This window comes from Rhodobacter sp. NSM (assembly GCF_052244495.1).
Lineage (GTDB): Bacteria > Pseudomonadota > Alphaproteobacteria > Rhodobacterales > Rhodobacteraceae > Cereibacter_A.
This window is the reverse complement of the sequence record NZ_JBQPXH010000023.1, coordinates 1-14,304: the sequence shown is the minus strand read 5'-3', so window position 1 is coordinate 14,304 and position 14,304 is coordinate 1. Positions and strand designations below refer to the sequence as shown.

At 68.4% G+C, this 14,304-nt stretch carries 15 protein-coding genes; 13 read left to right on the top strand and 2 right to left on the bottom strand.

What is annotated here, in order from left to right; all coding sequences use genetic code 11:
- The first annotated feature begins 2 nt into the window (after nucleotides 1-2).
- The 10 genes from ACTVZP_RS20740 to ACTVZP_RS20695 all read left to right on the top strand — a co-directional run bounded on the left by ACTVZP_RS20740 (nucleotide 3) and on the right by ACTVZP_RS20695 (nucleotide 8,587).
- The gene (locus tag ACTVZP_RS20740) at nucleotides 3-569 is read left to right on the top strand and encodes an RnfABCDGE type electron transport complex subunit B (RefSeq protein ID WP_443214057.1); all 567 of its coding nucleotides are present in this window, start codon (nucleotides 3-5) and stop codon (nucleotides 567-569) included.
- On the top strand, nucleotides 566-2,128 hold the full coding sequence (gene rsxC / locus ACTVZP_RS20735) for an electron transport complex subunit RsxC (RefSeq protein WP_443214056.1): 1,563 nt from the start codon (nucleotides 566-568) through the stop codon (nucleotides 2,126-2,128). The genes ACTVZP_RS20740 and rsxC overlap by 4 nt, the downstream gene beginning before the upstream one ends.
- Nucleotides 2,125-3,213 (top strand): RnfABCDGE type electron transport complex subunit D, encoded by a 1,089-nt coding sequence (locus ACTVZP_RS20730; RefSeq protein WP_443214055.1) that lies wholly within the window; start codon nucleotides 2,125-2,127, stop codon nucleotides 3,211-3,213. The genes rsxC and ACTVZP_RS20730 overlap by 4 nt, the downstream gene beginning before the upstream one ends.
- Nucleotides 3,210-3,881 carry an electron transport complex subunit RsxG gene (gene rsxG / locus ACTVZP_RS20725; protein ID WP_443214054.1) on the top strand — a complete coding sequence of 224 codons (672 nt, stop codon included), beginning with the start codon at nucleotides 3,210-3,212 and terminating at the stop codon, nucleotides 3,879-3,881. Before ACTVZP_RS20730 ends, rsxG begins: the two co-directional genes overlap by 4 nt.
- Nucleotides 3,882-3,893: 12 nt before the next feature.
- Nucleotides 3,894-4,628 (top strand): electron transport complex subunit E, encoded by a 735-nt coding sequence (locus ACTVZP_RS20720; protein WP_443214053.1) that lies wholly within the window; start codon nucleotides 3,894-3,896, stop codon nucleotides 4,626-4,628.
- Entirely contained in the window at nucleotides 4,625-4,882 is a 258-nt protein-coding gene (locus ACTVZP_RS20715) for an RnfH family protein (RefSeq protein WP_443214052.1), read from the top strand. Before ACTVZP_RS20720 ends, ACTVZP_RS20715 begins: the two co-directional genes overlap by 4 nt.
- Nucleotides 4,883-4,931: 49 nt before the next feature.
- Nucleotides 4,932-5,954 carry an FAD-dependent oxidoreductase gene (locus tag ACTVZP_RS20710; protein WP_443214051.1) on the top strand — a complete coding sequence of 341 codons (1,023 nt, stop codon included), beginning with the start codon at nucleotides 4,932-4,934 and terminating at the stop codon, nucleotides 5,952-5,954.
- Between the two features lie 178 nt (nucleotides 5,955-6,132).
- On the top strand, nucleotides 6,133-7,191 hold the full coding sequence (locus ACTVZP_RS20705; protein WP_443214050.1) for a GlxA family transcriptional regulator: 1,059 nt from the start codon (nucleotides 6,133-6,135) through the stop codon (nucleotides 7,189-7,191).
- A 96-nt stretch (nucleotides 7,192-7,287) separates the two neighbouring features.
- Nucleotides 7,288-7,848: a cyclin-dependent kinase inhibitor 3 family protein gene (locus ACTVZP_RS20700; protein WP_443214049.1), complete on the top strand. Its 561-nt coding sequence runs from the start codon at nucleotides 7,288-7,290 to the stop codon at nucleotides 7,846-7,848.
- A 94-nt stretch (nucleotides 7,849-7,942) separates the two neighbouring features.
- Nucleotides 7,943-8,587, top strand: coding sequence for a hypothetical protein (locus ACTVZP_RS20695; protein ID WP_443214048.1), 645 nt, complete (start codon nucleotides 7,943-7,945; stop codon nucleotides 8,585-8,587).
- A gap of 33 nt (nucleotides 8,588-8,620) precedes the next feature.
- On the opposite strand, the gene draG is transcribed toward ACTVZP_RS20695, so the two are convergent.
- Both draG and ACTVZP_RS20685 read right to left on the bottom strand, forming a co-directional pair.
- Nucleotides 8,621-9,514 (bottom strand): ADP-ribosyl-[dinitrogen reductase] hydrolase, encoded by an 894-nt coding sequence (draG, locus tag ACTVZP_RS20690; RefSeq protein ID WP_443214047.1) that lies wholly within the window; start codon nucleotides 9,512-9,514, stop codon nucleotides 8,621-8,623.
- Nucleotides 9,507-10,310 carry an NAD(+)--dinitrogen-reductase ADP-D-ribosyltransferase gene (locus ACTVZP_RS20685; protein ID WP_443214046.1) on the bottom strand — a complete coding sequence of 268 codons (804 nt, stop codon included), beginning with the start codon at nucleotides 10,308-10,310 and terminating at the stop codon, nucleotides 9,507-9,509. Before ACTVZP_RS20685 ends, draG begins: the two co-directional genes overlap by 8 nt.
- Before the next feature lie 164 nt (nucleotides 10,311-10,474).
- Between ACTVZP_RS20685 and ACTVZP_RS20680 the strand changes: the two genes are divergently transcribed.
- Genes ACTVZP_RS20680 through ACTVZP_RS20670 form a run of 3 tightly spaced genes read left to right on the top strand, consistent with a single transcriptional unit; the run spans nucleotide 10,475 to nucleotide 14,189 of the window.
- Nucleotides 10,475-10,996: a 2Fe-2S iron-sulfur cluster-binding protein gene (locus tag ACTVZP_RS20680; protein ID WP_443214045.1), complete on the top strand. Its 522-nt coding sequence runs from the start codon at nucleotides 10,475-10,477 to the stop codon at nucleotides 10,994-10,996.
- The gene (locus ACTVZP_RS20675; protein WP_443214077.1) at nucleotides 10,993-11,976 is read left to right on the top strand and encodes an FAD binding domain-containing protein; all 984 of its coding nucleotides are present in this window, start codon (nucleotides 10,993-10,995) and stop codon (nucleotides 11,974-11,976) included. Before ACTVZP_RS20680 ends, ACTVZP_RS20675 begins: the two co-directional genes overlap by 4 nt.
- Entirely contained in the window at nucleotides 11,973-14,189 is a 2,217-nt protein-coding gene (locus ACTVZP_RS20670; protein ID WP_443214044.1) for a xanthine dehydrogenase family protein molybdopterin-binding subunit, read from the top strand. Before ACTVZP_RS20675 ends, ACTVZP_RS20670 begins: the two co-directional genes overlap by 4 nt.
- The last annotated feature ends 115 nt before the right edge of the window (nucleotides 14,190-14,304 follow it).

Here is a 14,304-nt window from a genome sequence, read left to right as displayed (position 1 = left end):
CCATGATCGAAGCCGCCGTCTCCATGTCCGCCCTCGGGCTCGGCCTCGGGCTGCTGCTGGGCGTCGCCGCGCGAAAGTTCCACGTCGAGACGCCGCCGGTCGTGGATGCGATCGAGAGCATCCTGCCGGGCACGAACTGCGGCGCCTGCGGCTATCCGGGCTGCCACGGCCTTGCCGAGGCAATGGCGGAGGGCAGCGCCCCCGTCACCGCCTGCTCGCCCGGCGGCCGCGACGTGGCGCTGGCACTCGCCGCCATCGTGGACACCGGAGGCGATGGCGCTTCGGTTGCGGGCATGGCGGAAGTCGAGCCGACGGTCGCCTTCATCTTCGAGGACCACTGCACCGGCTGCATGCGCTGCTTCAAGCGTTGCCCGACCGATGCGATCATCGGCGCGAACCGGCAGATCCACACCGTCGTCACCGACGCCTGCATCGGCTGCAACGCCTGCATCGAGGCCTGCCCGACCGAGGCAATCGTGGTGCGCACAAAGCCGAAGAGCCTGAAGAGCTGGTACTGGGACAAGCCCCGACCGGGCATCGGCGCGGACAGCACGGAGGTTGCCGCATGACGTTCCCCCATTTCGCGGCGCTCTTCCGCCCCTCGCAGTTCTTCGGCATCCGCGGCGGCGTCCATCCCGAGACGCGCAAGCATCTCAGCGCCGAGAGCGCCATCGAGGACATGCCGATCCCGAGCCTGATCCGCGTGCCGCTGCAACAGCACATCGGCGCCGAGGCCGAGCCGCTGGTGAAGCGCGACGATCTCGTGGTCAAGGGCCAGCTGATCGGAAAGGCGCGCGGGCCGGTCTCGGCCAACATCCATGCGCCGACCTCGGGGCGGGTGATCGCCGTCGGGCACTTCGCGGCGCCCCATCCCTCGGGCCTGCCGATCCCCACCATCACGATCCGGACAGACGGGCTGGATACCTGGGGACCGCGTCTCGGCCGCCTGCGTCCCGAGAATGCCACGCCCGAGGAGATCGCGGCCAAGGTGGCCGAGGCGGGCATCGTCGGCATGGGTGGCGCGACCTTCCCCTCGGCCGTGAAGCTGAACCTGCGCTCCCGCTATGACCTGCACACGCTGGTCATCAACGGTGCGGAATGCGAGCCCTACCTGACCTGCGACGACCGGCTGATGCGCGAGCGCGCCGAGGAGATCGCCGACGGCGTGGGCATCATGGCGCGGGCGCTGGGCGTGAAGCAGATCGTCGTGGCGATCGAGTCGAACAAGGCCGAGGCGATCTCGGCGATGCAGCGGTTCGACCGCGCGCTCGACGTGCCGCTCCGGGTGCAGGTGGTGCCGACGCAGTATCCCATGGGGTCCGAGAAGCATCTGGTGAAGATCCTGACCGGCAAGGAGACGCCGGCCCGGGCGCTGACCGCGGATCTGGGCGTGGTGGTCCACAATGCCGCAACCGCCCATGCGGTCCATCTTGCCGTCCGGTACGGCGAGCCGCTTCTGTCGCGCGTCGTAACCGTCTCGGGGCGCGGCATTCGGCGGCCGGCCAATGTCCGCGTGCTGATCGGCACCCCGGTATCCGAGGTGATCGCGCACTGCGGCGGATATGCCGAAGAGCCGGAGCGGCTGCTTCTTGGCGGCCCGATGATGGGCCAGCCGATCCAGAACGTCCGCGTCCCGGTCGTGAAGGGGACGAGCGGAATCCTCGCCCTGACGAAAGCCGAGACGCCCGAGCGCGACACCATGCCCTGCATCCGCTGCGGACGCTGCGCGCAGGCTTGCCCCGTGGGCCTCACGCCCTTCGAGCTCAACGCCCGCATCCAGGCCGACGACCTCGACGGCGCGGGCCGGATCGGGCTTCTCGACTGCATCACCTGCGGCTGCTGCTCGTTCACCTGCCCGTCGAACATCCCGCTCGTCCAGACGATCCACTACGCCAGGGGCAAGCTTGCCGAGGGCGAGGGGCGCAAGCACCAGCAGGAAGAGACCAAGCGCCTGGCCGCCGCCCGCAAGGCCCGCGAGGAGGCCGCGGCCGAGGCCAAGCGCCAGATGATGGCCAAGCGCAAGGCCGACATGGAGGCGAAGAAGAAGCGCGAGGCCGAGGCCGCCGCCAAGATGCCTCCGCCCGTTGCCGAGGTTCAGACCGGACAGCACGGAGGTGTCGCGCAATGACCGCGCCGCTCATCATCTCGGGGCCGCACACGCACACGCTCTTCACCGTGTCGCGCACCATGCTCACCGTCAGTGCGGCGCTGGCCCCCGCCACCCTCTTCGGCCTCTGGGAGTTCGGCTGGCCCGCGATCTTCCTGTTCCTCGTGACCGTCGCCTCCGCCTGGCTCTTCGAGGTGCTCTGCCTCTGGATCGCGGGCAAGCCCGTCGCCCGCTTCGCCGGGGACGGCTCGGCGATCCTCTCGGGCTGGCTGGTGGCCATGACCCTGCCGCCCTATGCGCCCTGGTGGGTGGGCGTGATCGGCTCGGGCATCGCCATCGTCATCGCCAAGCACCTCTTCGGCGGGCTCGGGCAGAACCTCTTCAACCCTGCCATGGTCGCACGCGCCATGCTTCTGATCGCGCTGCCCGTGCACATGACGACCTGGGTGCCGCCCGTGGGCCTGCTCGACGGTCCCGGCTTCCTCCAGGGCCTCGCGATCACCTTCGCCGGCTCGCAGGATTTCGACGCCGTCTCGAGCGCCTCGACGCTCAGCCACATCAAGAGCCAGATCGGCGCCGGGGCCACGATGTCCGAGATCATGCCCGATCTCGCCGATCTCGAGGCGCGGCTGATCGGCCTCGTCCCGGGCAGTCTCGGCGAGACGAGCACGATCCTCCTCCTCCTCGGCGGCATCGTCATGATGGCGCTGCGCATCATCACCCCGGTCATCCCGCTGTCCGTCCTGGGCACGATCGCGCTGCTCTCGGGGGTGGCGTCCTTCCTCGCCCCGGACCGCTTCGCGCCGCCGATCCTGCACCTGACCTCGGGCTCGACGATGCTCTGCGCCTTCTTCATCGCGACGGATTACGTGACCTCGCCCGTCACCGCGATGGGCAAGCTGGTCTATGGCTGCGCCATCGGCGCGCTGGTCTTCGTGATCCGCACCTGGGGCTCGTTCCCCGAGGGTGTGGCCTTCGCGGTCCTGCTGATGAACTCCTGCACGCCCCTGATCGAGACCTACCTGCGCCCCCGCGTCTTCGGGCGCACCCGGACCGGCAAGCCGCTGCCGATCAAGGCGAAGCCCCTGCGCGGAGACAGGAAATGACCGAGCGTGATCCCGTAGCGCCGGATGCTCCGGAACCGAAGGCGAAGATCCGCGACTGGAAGAGTTCGCCGGTCGTCCTGGGCCTGATGCTCGGCCTCTTCTCGCTGGTGTCGGCCGTGATGCTCGCGGTTGCGAACGACACGACGCGGGGTCCGATCGCCGCGCGTGCGGCCGAGGATCTGCTGGCCTCTCTCGAGCAGGTTCTTCCGGCCGAGTTGCACGACAACGATCCGACCGCCGACATCCGCCGCATCGAGGATGGCGAGGAAGGAGCGGTGCCCGTCTACGTTGCCGCCCGCGGCGGCGAGGTGACGGGGATTGCCTATGAACTCACGGGCTATGGCTACAGCGGTGCGATACGTGTCCTCATGGCCCTCGGCACCGATGGCACGATCCTCGGGGTCCGCGTGCTCTCGCACACGGAAACCCCCGGCCTCGGCGACAAGATAGAGGTTGGCAAGGACGACTGGATCCTCGGCTTCACCGGCCGCTCGCTGGCGGATCCGCAGCCCGATGGCTGGAAAGTGAAGAGAGATGGCGGCGTGTTCGACCAGTTCTCGGGGGCGACGATCACGCCGCGGGCCGTAGTTGGCACAATCCGTCGCGGCCTCGCCCTCTTCGAGCGTCACAGGCCGGAGCTTGTCGCTCCGCTGCCGGCCCATTCCTGAAGGAGGAGAGCGATGTCGGACAGCTACGGCAAGATCGCGCGGGACGGGCTCTGGGACAAGAACATCGTCTTCGGCCAGATGCTGGCGCTCTGCCCCGCGCTCGCCATCACCGGGACGGCGACGAACGGGCTCGGCATGGGGCTCGCCACGACCGCCGTCCTGATCGCGTCGAACGTGGCCATCTCGGCGCTGCGCAGGGTGATCGCGCCCGAGATCAGGATCCCCGTCTTCGTTCTTATCATCGCCTGCATCGTGACGGTGGTGGATCTGGCGCTGAACGCCTGGGTGCACGACCTGCACAAGGTCCTCGGCCTCTTCATCGCGCTGATCGTGACCAACTGCGCCATCCTCGGCCGGGCCGAGGCCTTCGCCTCGCGCAGCGGCGTCGCGGCCTCGGCCTTCGACGGGCTGACGATGGGCGTGGGCTTCACGCTCGCGCTGGTCGTGGTGGGCGCGCTGCGCGAGATCATCGGCTCCGGCACACTCTTCGCCCAGGCCTCGGTGCTTCTTGGCCAGCAGTTCGCCTTCATGGAGATCACCGTCTTTCCGGATTACCCGGGCTTCCTCCTCGCCATCCTGCCGCCGGGCGGCTTCATCCTCGTGGGCCTGCTTCTCGCGCTGAAATCGATCATCGACAGCCGGAAGAAGAGCCTCGAGGAAGAAATCACCAACCTGCGCGTGGAGCGCGTGTTCACCGCCGCGGGCGTGCTGACGCCCCGGCTCCAGTCCGGAGACGACGACGAATGATCGTGGGGGTCGCCTATGCCAAGCCGACGGTTCAGGTCTGGAGGCACGTCGACGTGCCCGAGGATGCGACCGCGGGAGAGGCCATCGAGCGGTCGGGGCTGCTTGCCCAGTTCCCCGAAATCGATCTTGCCGTGAACAAGATCGGTATCTTCGGCGCGATCTGCCCGCTCGACAAGCCGCTGAAGGAAGGCGACCGGGTCGAGATCTACCGCCCGATCCATCCCGAGGCGGAACTTCTGGAAAAGAAATCGTGACATGGCGCGCTCCCGCAGGGTTCGGGAGCCGACCAGGAGGAGACCGAAGATGCAGAGACTGAGCCGCCGCCAATTCACCCTCGGGCTCGCCGCCACGTCCACCCTTGCCGCGGTGGTCGGGTCCTCGATGGCCCTTCGGTCCGGTCAGAGGGCGCTGATCGTCGGCGGCGGTCCGGCCGGCGCCGAGGCAGCGCTGGCGCTGAAGTCCCTGCATCCCGCTGCTTCGGTTCTGCTGGTCGAGCGCGATCCCCGACGGCTCGTGCGAGAACACGGAGATACCACCACCTCGGCCTTTGTCCGGCCGCGCCTCGAAGCCGGGCTTGCGAACCTCAAGGCTGCCGGAGTCGACGTGGTGCTCGACGACGTGACCGGGATCGACTGGCGCGCGGGTCGCGCCGAGCTCTTCTCGGGGCGCGGCCTCGCCTTCGATCGGCTGCTTCTGGCCCCCGGCACGGCGCCGCGCGACGAGGGTATCCCGGGACTGGACGCGGTGGCGCGGCATGCCTGGCCCGCCGCTTGGGGAAGCGAGCGCGAGGCGCGCCGGCTTCTGGTGCAGCTTCACCGCCTGAAGACGGGCGGGCAGGTCGTGCTGCGCCTGCCCGAAGGCGAACTTGTCCATCCGGCGGCGGCGGTCTCACGGGCGTTCGCGCTCATGGCCCATGTGAGCCGGCGGCCCGGTGCCCGGCTGACGGTGCTCGACGGCTCGACGGATCCGCATCTGTCCGACCGCTTCATGGCTGCGGTGCCTGCGTCGCTCAGCCACCGCGTCGAGTGGATCGCTGCGGGAAGCGGGGGGCGCGTCAGGTCGGTTGATGCAGCTGCGGGGCTGATCGAGACCGAAGCCGGTTCGATCCGTGCCGACGTGGTGAACTTCGTGCCCGCGCTCGAGGCCGGCACCATCGCCCGAACCGCGGGTCTTGCGGACGCCAGCGGCTGGTGCCCCTGCGATGCGCAGGGCCGGTCCGTGCTGCGTGCGGAGGCACTGGTGCTGGGCGATGCGCAGAGGTCGGCGCTGCGCACCGTGGCGGGCGCCCTGCAATCTGCCCGCAATGCGGCCGTTGCGCTCGCCTGACAGGCTGCGTGCAGCAGTCGGAGCGAGGACGGATCTGCGCATCGGTTGCGCATGAGCGGCTTCCGGAGCATGACGCCTCCGAACGCGGAATCGCCGCTGTTGCAGTAGCGCCGCAGCGGCACATCGGTCAGAAGCTGCGCAAGCGCACCTTCGGCGGGTGCGCATCGGAGGCCGCATCTTGTCGACCCACGAACCCCTCGTGCCGCCCGGCGCGGCCTACTATCCGGTCCAGAGTAACCGCGGGCCGCGCACCTACGCCTTCCTCCTCGTGCCGGGCTTCACGCTGCTGGCCTTCAGCTCTGCGGTTGAACCCTTACGCATCGCGAACCAGCTCTCGCAGAAGCCGCTCTACCGCTGGCGTGTCCTGTCCGAGCAAGGGCGGCCGGTGGCCAGTTCCTCGGGCATCGTCGTCGCGGCCGACGAGGCGCTGGGCCCCCTCGATCGCGAGACCGACCTCTTCGTCTGCGCAGGCAACATTCCTTCCGCCGCGGCCTCCATCGGCGTCGTCACCTCGGTCCAGCGCCACCATCGCTTCGGCGGCGTGGTCGGCGGGATCTGCACCGGCGCGATCGCGCTCGCCCATGCCGGCGTGCTCGAGGACCGGCGCTTCACCCTTCATTGGGAGAACCAGCCGGGCTTCCTCGAGGATTTCCCGCGCCTGACACCGACCGGAAACCGGTTCGAGAGCTTCGGCCGGACGCTGACCTGCGGCGGCGGCGCGGCCTCGACGGACATGATGCTCGCGCTCATCGCGCGGGATCATGGCGCGGATTTTGCCGCCATGGTCTCGGAGATGTGCCTGCGAACCGTCCTCGCCGGGGCCGAGCCCGAGCAGCGCAGCTCGCTCGCCGTCCTGATGCGCTCGCGCAGCCCCGCCCTGATCGCGGTGGTGAAGCTGATGAACGAGCATCTCGAGGATACTCTCTCGCTCGAGGAACTGGCCGAAGCGGCGGGCTGCTCTCGCCGGCACATCGAGCGTCTCTTCAAGGCCACGGTGGGCGAGACGCCGAACGGCTTCTACCGCGGTCTCCGGCTCGACCGCGGGCGCAACCTGCTCAGCACGACGGACATGACGCTGCTCGAGGTGGCCACCGCCTGCGGCTTCAACTCGGTCTCGCATTTCTCGAAGTGTTTCAAGGCCCGGTTCGGCACGGTGCCGACGCGGTTCAGCCATCGCAGCCGCAGCCCCGGCCGCCCGCTTTCCGAACGTGGCGTGCCCGCGCGCCTTCCGGGCTGAAACCGGCAGCCTGTGCGGATGTGAAGCAGCCGCGGGGCGGGTGACTGGCTGCGTCGCGCTGCGCTAGGCTCACGCGGGGACGAGGAGGGGCCGGCGATGACCGCGCGCACCAGCGAGACGCATCCGCTGCAGATTGCCGAAGTGCGGGCGAGCCCGTCGCACGGGCGGATCGGGATCACCTTCTGCCCCGGCAAGCACGATGTCGCGGCCGCGACCGGCGCATGGGCGCGTGACCTCGGAACCGATCTCGATGCTATTGCGGCCTGGGGGGCGCAACTCGTCCTGACCCTCGTCGAACCTGCCGAACTCGTAGCGCTGCGCGTGACGCAACTGGGGGACGAAGTCCGCAGGCGCGGCATGGCCTGGCATCACCTGCCCATTGCGGATTATTCGGCGCCGTCGCCCGCGTTCGAGCAGGACTGGGATGAAGCCGGGCCCCGGATCCGCCGGGCGTTGCGCTCTGGAAGCGACGTGCTCGTCCATTGCAGGGGGGGGCTGGGCCGGGCCGGCATGATCGCCGCGCGGCTGCTCGTCGAGATGGGAATGGAGCCCGAGACGGCGATCCGCGAGGTGCGCCGCGTGCGCCGCGGCGCCATCGAGACCCCGTCGCAGCTCGCCCTTGTCCGGCGCACCCGGATGATCCCCGCCGATGAGTGACGGCGGCGCTGCAACATCCGCAAGCGCCGGAGCAGGGGCAGGCCCCGGCGCCGGACCAGAGAACGCGCGCGCGGAAACCCTCGACATCTCTCGCATGAAGCGGGTCGGGGGACGGCTGGGCAGCAACCCGGGCGGCATCTATCGCGACGATCAGGGCCGCACCTTCTACGTGAAAAGCCTCGACGCGCCGGAGCTTGCCCGCAACGAGTTGCTCGCGGCGCGGCTCTACCGGCTGGCGGGCGCTCCGACCCTCTCCTATCTGCCGACGACCGAAGCCGATCAGGTTGCCACGACCTTCGTCGTGCTCGAGAAGCGGTGTATTGCGCATCTCTCCGAAGAGGAGCGGCGTGCGGCTCAGCGCTGGTTCGGTGTCCATGCCTGGACCGCGAACTGGGACGTCGCCGGCCATGACGGCGAGAACCAGGGCGTCGCCGGGGGCGTGGTGCTGACCCTCGACCTCGGGGGCGCGCTCGAGTTCCGTGCGCAGGGCGATCCGAAGGGCAGGGCCTTCGGCCCAACCGTGCCCGAGCTCGAGTCACTCAGGACGCATGCCGACAATCCCCATGCCATGAGGCTCTTCGGGGACATGAGCGACGAGGCCGTTTCCGAGGCGATCCGCCTCGTGACCCGCATTCCCGATGCGGAGATCAGCCGCGCGGTGGCCGAAGGCGGCGGTCGTGCGGCGCTGGCCGGGAAGCTCATCGCCCGCAAGGCGGACATGCTCGCCCGACTGGCTTGAGCAGCTGCGGATCCTCGGGCGTCCTGACGAAGCTCAACCCGGTTGCCCTCTTGCCAAGGCGAGCAGCCCCGGCACCTGCTGGCGGATCTCCTCCGCCACCTCCGCATCGAGCACGGCGAGCCATCGCGCGGGAATTGCCTGCAGTCCCCAGGTCGCCCCTGCCAGCATCCCCGCGAGAGCCCCGGTCGTGTCGGCGTCGCCGCCCTGGTTGACGGTGCGCACCACGCAATCCTCGAACCCGTCCGAGGCGAGGAACTGATGCAGGACCGTCTGCATCGTATCGACGACGTAGCCGGAACTCTGCGCCGGATAGGGGTCGAAGCGGAAGATCCGGTGTTCGGCAACCAGAGCCTCGGCCTCCTGTCGCACCGCCTGCGGTCCTCTGCCCACCACCAGCGCCTGCACCATCCGGACGAGCGACAGGCAGGCCGCGTCCGAGAGCGGGTGGCAGTGGGTGGTGCGGGCCTGCGCGAGCGTCCAGGCGCGCGCCGCGTCAGGTGCCCCCAGCGTCGCGAGCGCCACCGGAAGGACGCGCATGGCCGCGCCGTTGCCGGCATCGCCCTCCGCAAAGGGGGCTTCGACCGTCCGGTCCCGCATGAAGCGCCGGATGCCGCGTCGGCAGGTGTTGCCGACGTCCGCCGGCCCGGACCGCAGCCAGACCTCGAATTCGCCGCAGACATCCGCCGGATCCAGCCCGCCGATGCGGAGCAGCGACCTTCCCAGCGCGAGCGACATCTCGGTGTCGTCCGTTACTTGTCCGCGCCGCAGCTTCAGCCAGCCACCTCCCCGGATTTCACGATGCGTGCCATGCGTGGCAGCGATCTCGCCGCGCGTCATGAACTCGACTGTGGCCCCGAGGGCATCGCCGAGGGCGAAACCGAGATAGGCCGCGAGCGCCCGCTCCGCGACATGCGCCTCGTCATACATAGTCGATGCCCACCCGGAAATCTCCGCCGATCGAGAGGAACTCCCGCTCGCCGCGCAGAAGATGCGACGGCAGAAGGTCATTGAAGAACAGGATCTTGCAAAGCGGAACCCGCGTCGTCAGAATCGCGTCCCCGAAGCATCCCGCCACGTCGCGATCCGACGAGAAGGAGACGAGGTTGTTCAGGCGGATCACCGCCTCGCGTCGGCCGGATCTCTCCGCCATCGGATGGTCGCTCAGCGCGTTGATGCCCCGGAACAGGGTCAGATGCGTTTCATCGGGCAAGATGAAGCGCCGCATGGCCCACTGGCAGAACTCGAACAGCAGGTCGAGTTGCACCCAGATCGCATTTTCGTGGAACTGGCTTGCCATCTTCTCTGTGACGTAGGCCTGCCACGCGGGGCCTGAAGGATCCTCGATGATGGCCTTGTGGAAGGCTGGCCCGATGCCGAAGCGGCTCTCCACCCAGCCCTTCAGGACGGCCCCTTCCGGTCCGTTGCTGTCGAAGTTCCAGCCCTGGATGAGCCGCAGGAAGGACGAGCGGAAGCGCCGCTTGCCACTCGTCGCCTCTCCCCGCTGCTCGGGATCGAGCCCGAACATCGCGGTCATGTAGCAAAGGAAAGCCTCGCCCGCTTCCGCCATGTCCCGCGCACGGTCGAGCATGAGGAAGAGGCTGCGGTTCATCTCCACCACGCCCCAGATGTGTAGCGGCACCGGCGCCTCGTTGAAGGCGGCGCTGGCGAGCCAGTCAGCGGGCCGCCCCACGCGATTGGTCGAAAGGACGACGCCGGGCCGCAATGCCTGATCCGCTCGATGCATGCGCACAGGATGAAGCCGCCAGCGCGGAAAGGGAAGGACCGAGCCGGGGCAGGGGGAGCGACCCGTCGACACGCGCCGGCGTCGCGGAACCTTATGGCGCGCTCGCCTGTTGGCCCCGCTGGACGGCCAGCCGGAGGGCAAGCATGAAGACCACGCTCACGATCAATGGAGAGCGCCGCGAGATCGAGGCGGAAGCGCGTGTGACGCTGCTCGACGCGCTGAGGCACGAACTCGGCCTCACCGGCACCAAGAAGGGCTGCGATCATGGCCAGTGCGGAGCCTGCACGGTGATCGTGGACGGGCGCCGGATCAATTCCTGCCTTACGCTCCTTTGCGCGCAGGACGGCGCGGATGTCGTCACGATCGAGGGGCTCGGCGAGCCCGGCCGATTGTCGGCTCTTCAGGCGGCCTTCCTCTCGCAGGACGGTTTCCAGTGTGGCTACTGCACGCCGGGCCAGATCTGCTCGGCAACGGCGATGCTGGGAGAGCTGGAACAGGGCTGGCCCAGTTGGGTGTCCGAGAGCCTCGAAGGTAAGGCGCCCGTGACACGTCAGGAAATTTCCGAACGCATGAGCGGAAATCTTTGCCGGTGCGCGGCCTATCCGAATATCGTCGATGCCATCGCCTCGGTCGTCGACGCAAGGCTGGCAGAGGCGGCGGAATGAAGGACTTCATCTATCTTCGCCCGTCCTCTCGAGACGAGGCGACTGCCGAAGCGCTGGAGCCGGATACCGCTTTTCTCGCCGGTGGAACGAACCTGCTCGACCTGATGAAACTCGGCATTGCGGCTCCTGCCCGGCTGGTGGACGTGAACCGCCTGGAACTCGACTTCATCGAAGAGCGCGAAGGAGGGCTGCGCATCGGCGCGACAGTGCGCAACAGCGATCTTGCCGCCGACGCGCGCATCCGCAGGTCCTATCCCGTGCTGGCGCGCGCCCTGCTTGCCGGTGCCAGCGGGCAGTTGCGCAACATGGCGACCACCGGCGGCAATCTGCTGCAGCGCACTCGCTGCTCGTATTTCTACGACACGGCGATGGACTGCAACAAGCGCAGTCCCGGGGCCGGATGTTCGGCGATCGGCGGCGCCACCCGCAACCATGCCATCCTCGGAACCTCGGACAAGTGCATCGCCACTCACCCAAGCGACATGGCGGTCGCGCTGGCGGCCCTCGACGCGGTGGTCGAGATCGAGGCGCCGGGCGGGCAGAGGCGCCATGTGCGTTTGGACGAGTTCTACCGCCTGCCGGGCGACACGCCTCATATCGAGACCTGCATGGATCCGGGAGACCTCGTGACGGCCGTCGTTCTGCCGCCTCCTTTGGAAGGCCGCCAGATCTACCGGAAGATCCGCGATCGGGCCTCCTACGCCTTCGCGCTCGTGTCCATTGCCGCGATCGTGCGCATGGAGGGGGGCCGCATCGGTGAGGCAAGGCTTGCCTTCGGCGGCCTCGCGCCCAAGCCTTGGAGGGCTGCTGAACTGGAAGATCTCCTGAAGGGGCAATCACCGTCGGAAAATCTTTTCGACCGGGCTGCAGATCTGCTGCTGCAGTGCGCCACAACGGCAGGAGAAAATGATTTCAAGATACCGCTCGCGAGGCGGACGCTCGCGTCCGTGCTCCGGGAGGCAACGGGAGCAGCTTCATGACCGCACGTCTTGTCTTCGACAAAGCGGACGACCGCAATCGTCTGGATGCCATGGCTCAGGGGGTGATCGGTCGGCCTGCGGACCGCGCAGAGGGTGAACTGAAGGTTTCCGGGCGAGCGGTCTATGCCGCCGAGCAGGCGACGAGCCTCTGGGCCGACCGTCGCGCCGACTGCGCTTTCGGTACTCTCGTCCGCGCGACAGTGGCCCGTGGGCGGGTCGCGTCGCTTGACGCCGAGGCTGCGCTGGCCGTGGCGGGTGTGCTGGATGTCGTGCAGGATCCGCGCCTTGTCCGCCATCCGGCGCAGGGGATGGCGCGGAAGTCTCCTCCGCAAGGTGTCGAGGACGTGCACTATTTCGGCCAGCCCGTCGCAGTGGTGGTGGCCGAAAGCCTCGAGGCGGCGCGGGAAGCCGCGCGTCTGGTGCGCATCCGTTATGAAGAAGCGGAGCCCTCTCTCGACACGACCTCGGCACCATCCGAATTTCCCGAGAAGAAGCAGTCGGGGCAGGGCGATCTCGACGCGGCGATGAAGGCGGCGGCCGTGTCGCTGGACGAGACCTACACGACTGCCTCATCCGCTGCCGCCGCAATGGAGCCGCACGCCGCCCTCGCCTGGTGGGAGGGAAACCGGGTGACGCTCTGCGGCGCCTATCAGATGCTCTCACAGAACGTGGAAGAACTTGCCGATGCGCTCGGTATTCCGGCGGAGCGCGCGAGGATCCTGTCGCCCTTCATCGGGGGCGGCTTCGGCTCGAAGCTGGGGATCGCACCCGAAGCCGTGGCAGCGGCGGTGGCTGCCGAACGGTTGCAGCGCCCCGTTCTGGTTCCACTGGCCCGGCAGCAGGAGTTCGAGATAGCGCATCGCCGGTCGGAAACAGAGCAGCGCGTTCGCCTGGCCGTCGATCCCGACGGCCGGCTCACCGGCCTCGGCCATGATGCCCGTGTCTCGAACCTGCCCGGCGAGACGTTCTCGGAGCCCGTGCAGCAGGCGACACATCTTCTCTACCGGGGCGAGAACCGGAGCATCCGGCACGAGGTCGCCCGTGTGAACCTGACCTGTGCAGGGTCCGTCCGCGCTCCGGGTGAGGCCGTCGGCGTGACGATCCTCGAGATGGCGATGGACGAACTGGCGGAGAAGGCCGGCCTCGATCCGATCGAGCTCCGCCTGAGGAACATTCCGGACGAGGATCCCGAGACCGGCAAGCCCTTTACCTCGCACAAGCTGGCGGAGGCGCTGCGCTCGGGTGCCGCGCAGTTCGGCTGGGCCGACCGACGCAATCCGGGCGAGCGGCGCGAGGGAGAATGGTTGCTCGGAATCGGTGTGGCTTCGGCCGTCCGGGTAAATTTCCTGCACAAGGCGCGGGTCCGGGTCACGCTGTCGAAGGAGGGTGCGCAGGTCGAGAGCAGCATGACCGACATCGGCACCGGCACGTACACGATCCTCACGCAGATCGTGGCCGAAATGCTGGGGCTGCCGCTTGGGTCCGTCGAAACCCGCCTCGGGGACACCGACTTCCCGGAAGGTTCGGGATCCGGCGGCTCCATCGGGGCCGCGTCCAACGGATCGGCGGCCTTCCTCGCCTGCGAGGAGATCCGGCGACAGCTTGCCGCCAAGCTCGACTGCGACGAGTCGGAGTTGACGCTGAAGGACGGCCGCGCGACCTGCGGCAACCGTTCGCAGGAACTGTCCGAACTTCTGCCGGAACCTCTGACTGCCGAGGGCATTTTCGAGCCCGGCAAGGCACTGAGTGGCGTGCGCAGCTCGACCTGGGGCGCGCATTTCGCGGAGGTCGCGGTCAACGAGGTGACCGGCGAAGTTCGGGTGAGACGGATGCTGGGCGTCTTTGCCGCCGGCCGGATCCTGAACGAGAAGACGGCGCGCTCGCAGTGCATTGGCGGCATGACCTTCGGCCTCGGGATGGCGCTGATGGAAGACCTTGTCCACGACCGCCGGTTTGGTCATGTCGTGACGCGCGATCTGGCCAACTACCACATTCCGACCCACGCGGATGTGCCGGCGCAGGAGGTCAGGTTTCTCGAGGAACGCGACATCTACGGGGGGACGCTGCAGGCGAAGGGGATAGGCGAGCTCGGCATCTGCGGAGCGGGTGCGGCCATTCTGAACGCGGTGCACAATGCCTGCGGCGTTCGGATCCGGCACTTGCCGGCCACACCCGACAAGATCCTCGAGGGCCTGTGCGCCATCGGCAGGTAATTCCTGGAAGGCACGTCCGGAGTTTTGGCAAGCCCGCGTCCCTCAAGGCTGGGGGCCGGCAGTTTCGGCCTGCCTGCCGCGCCGGTATGATCGATGGTCGGACATGACATGATAC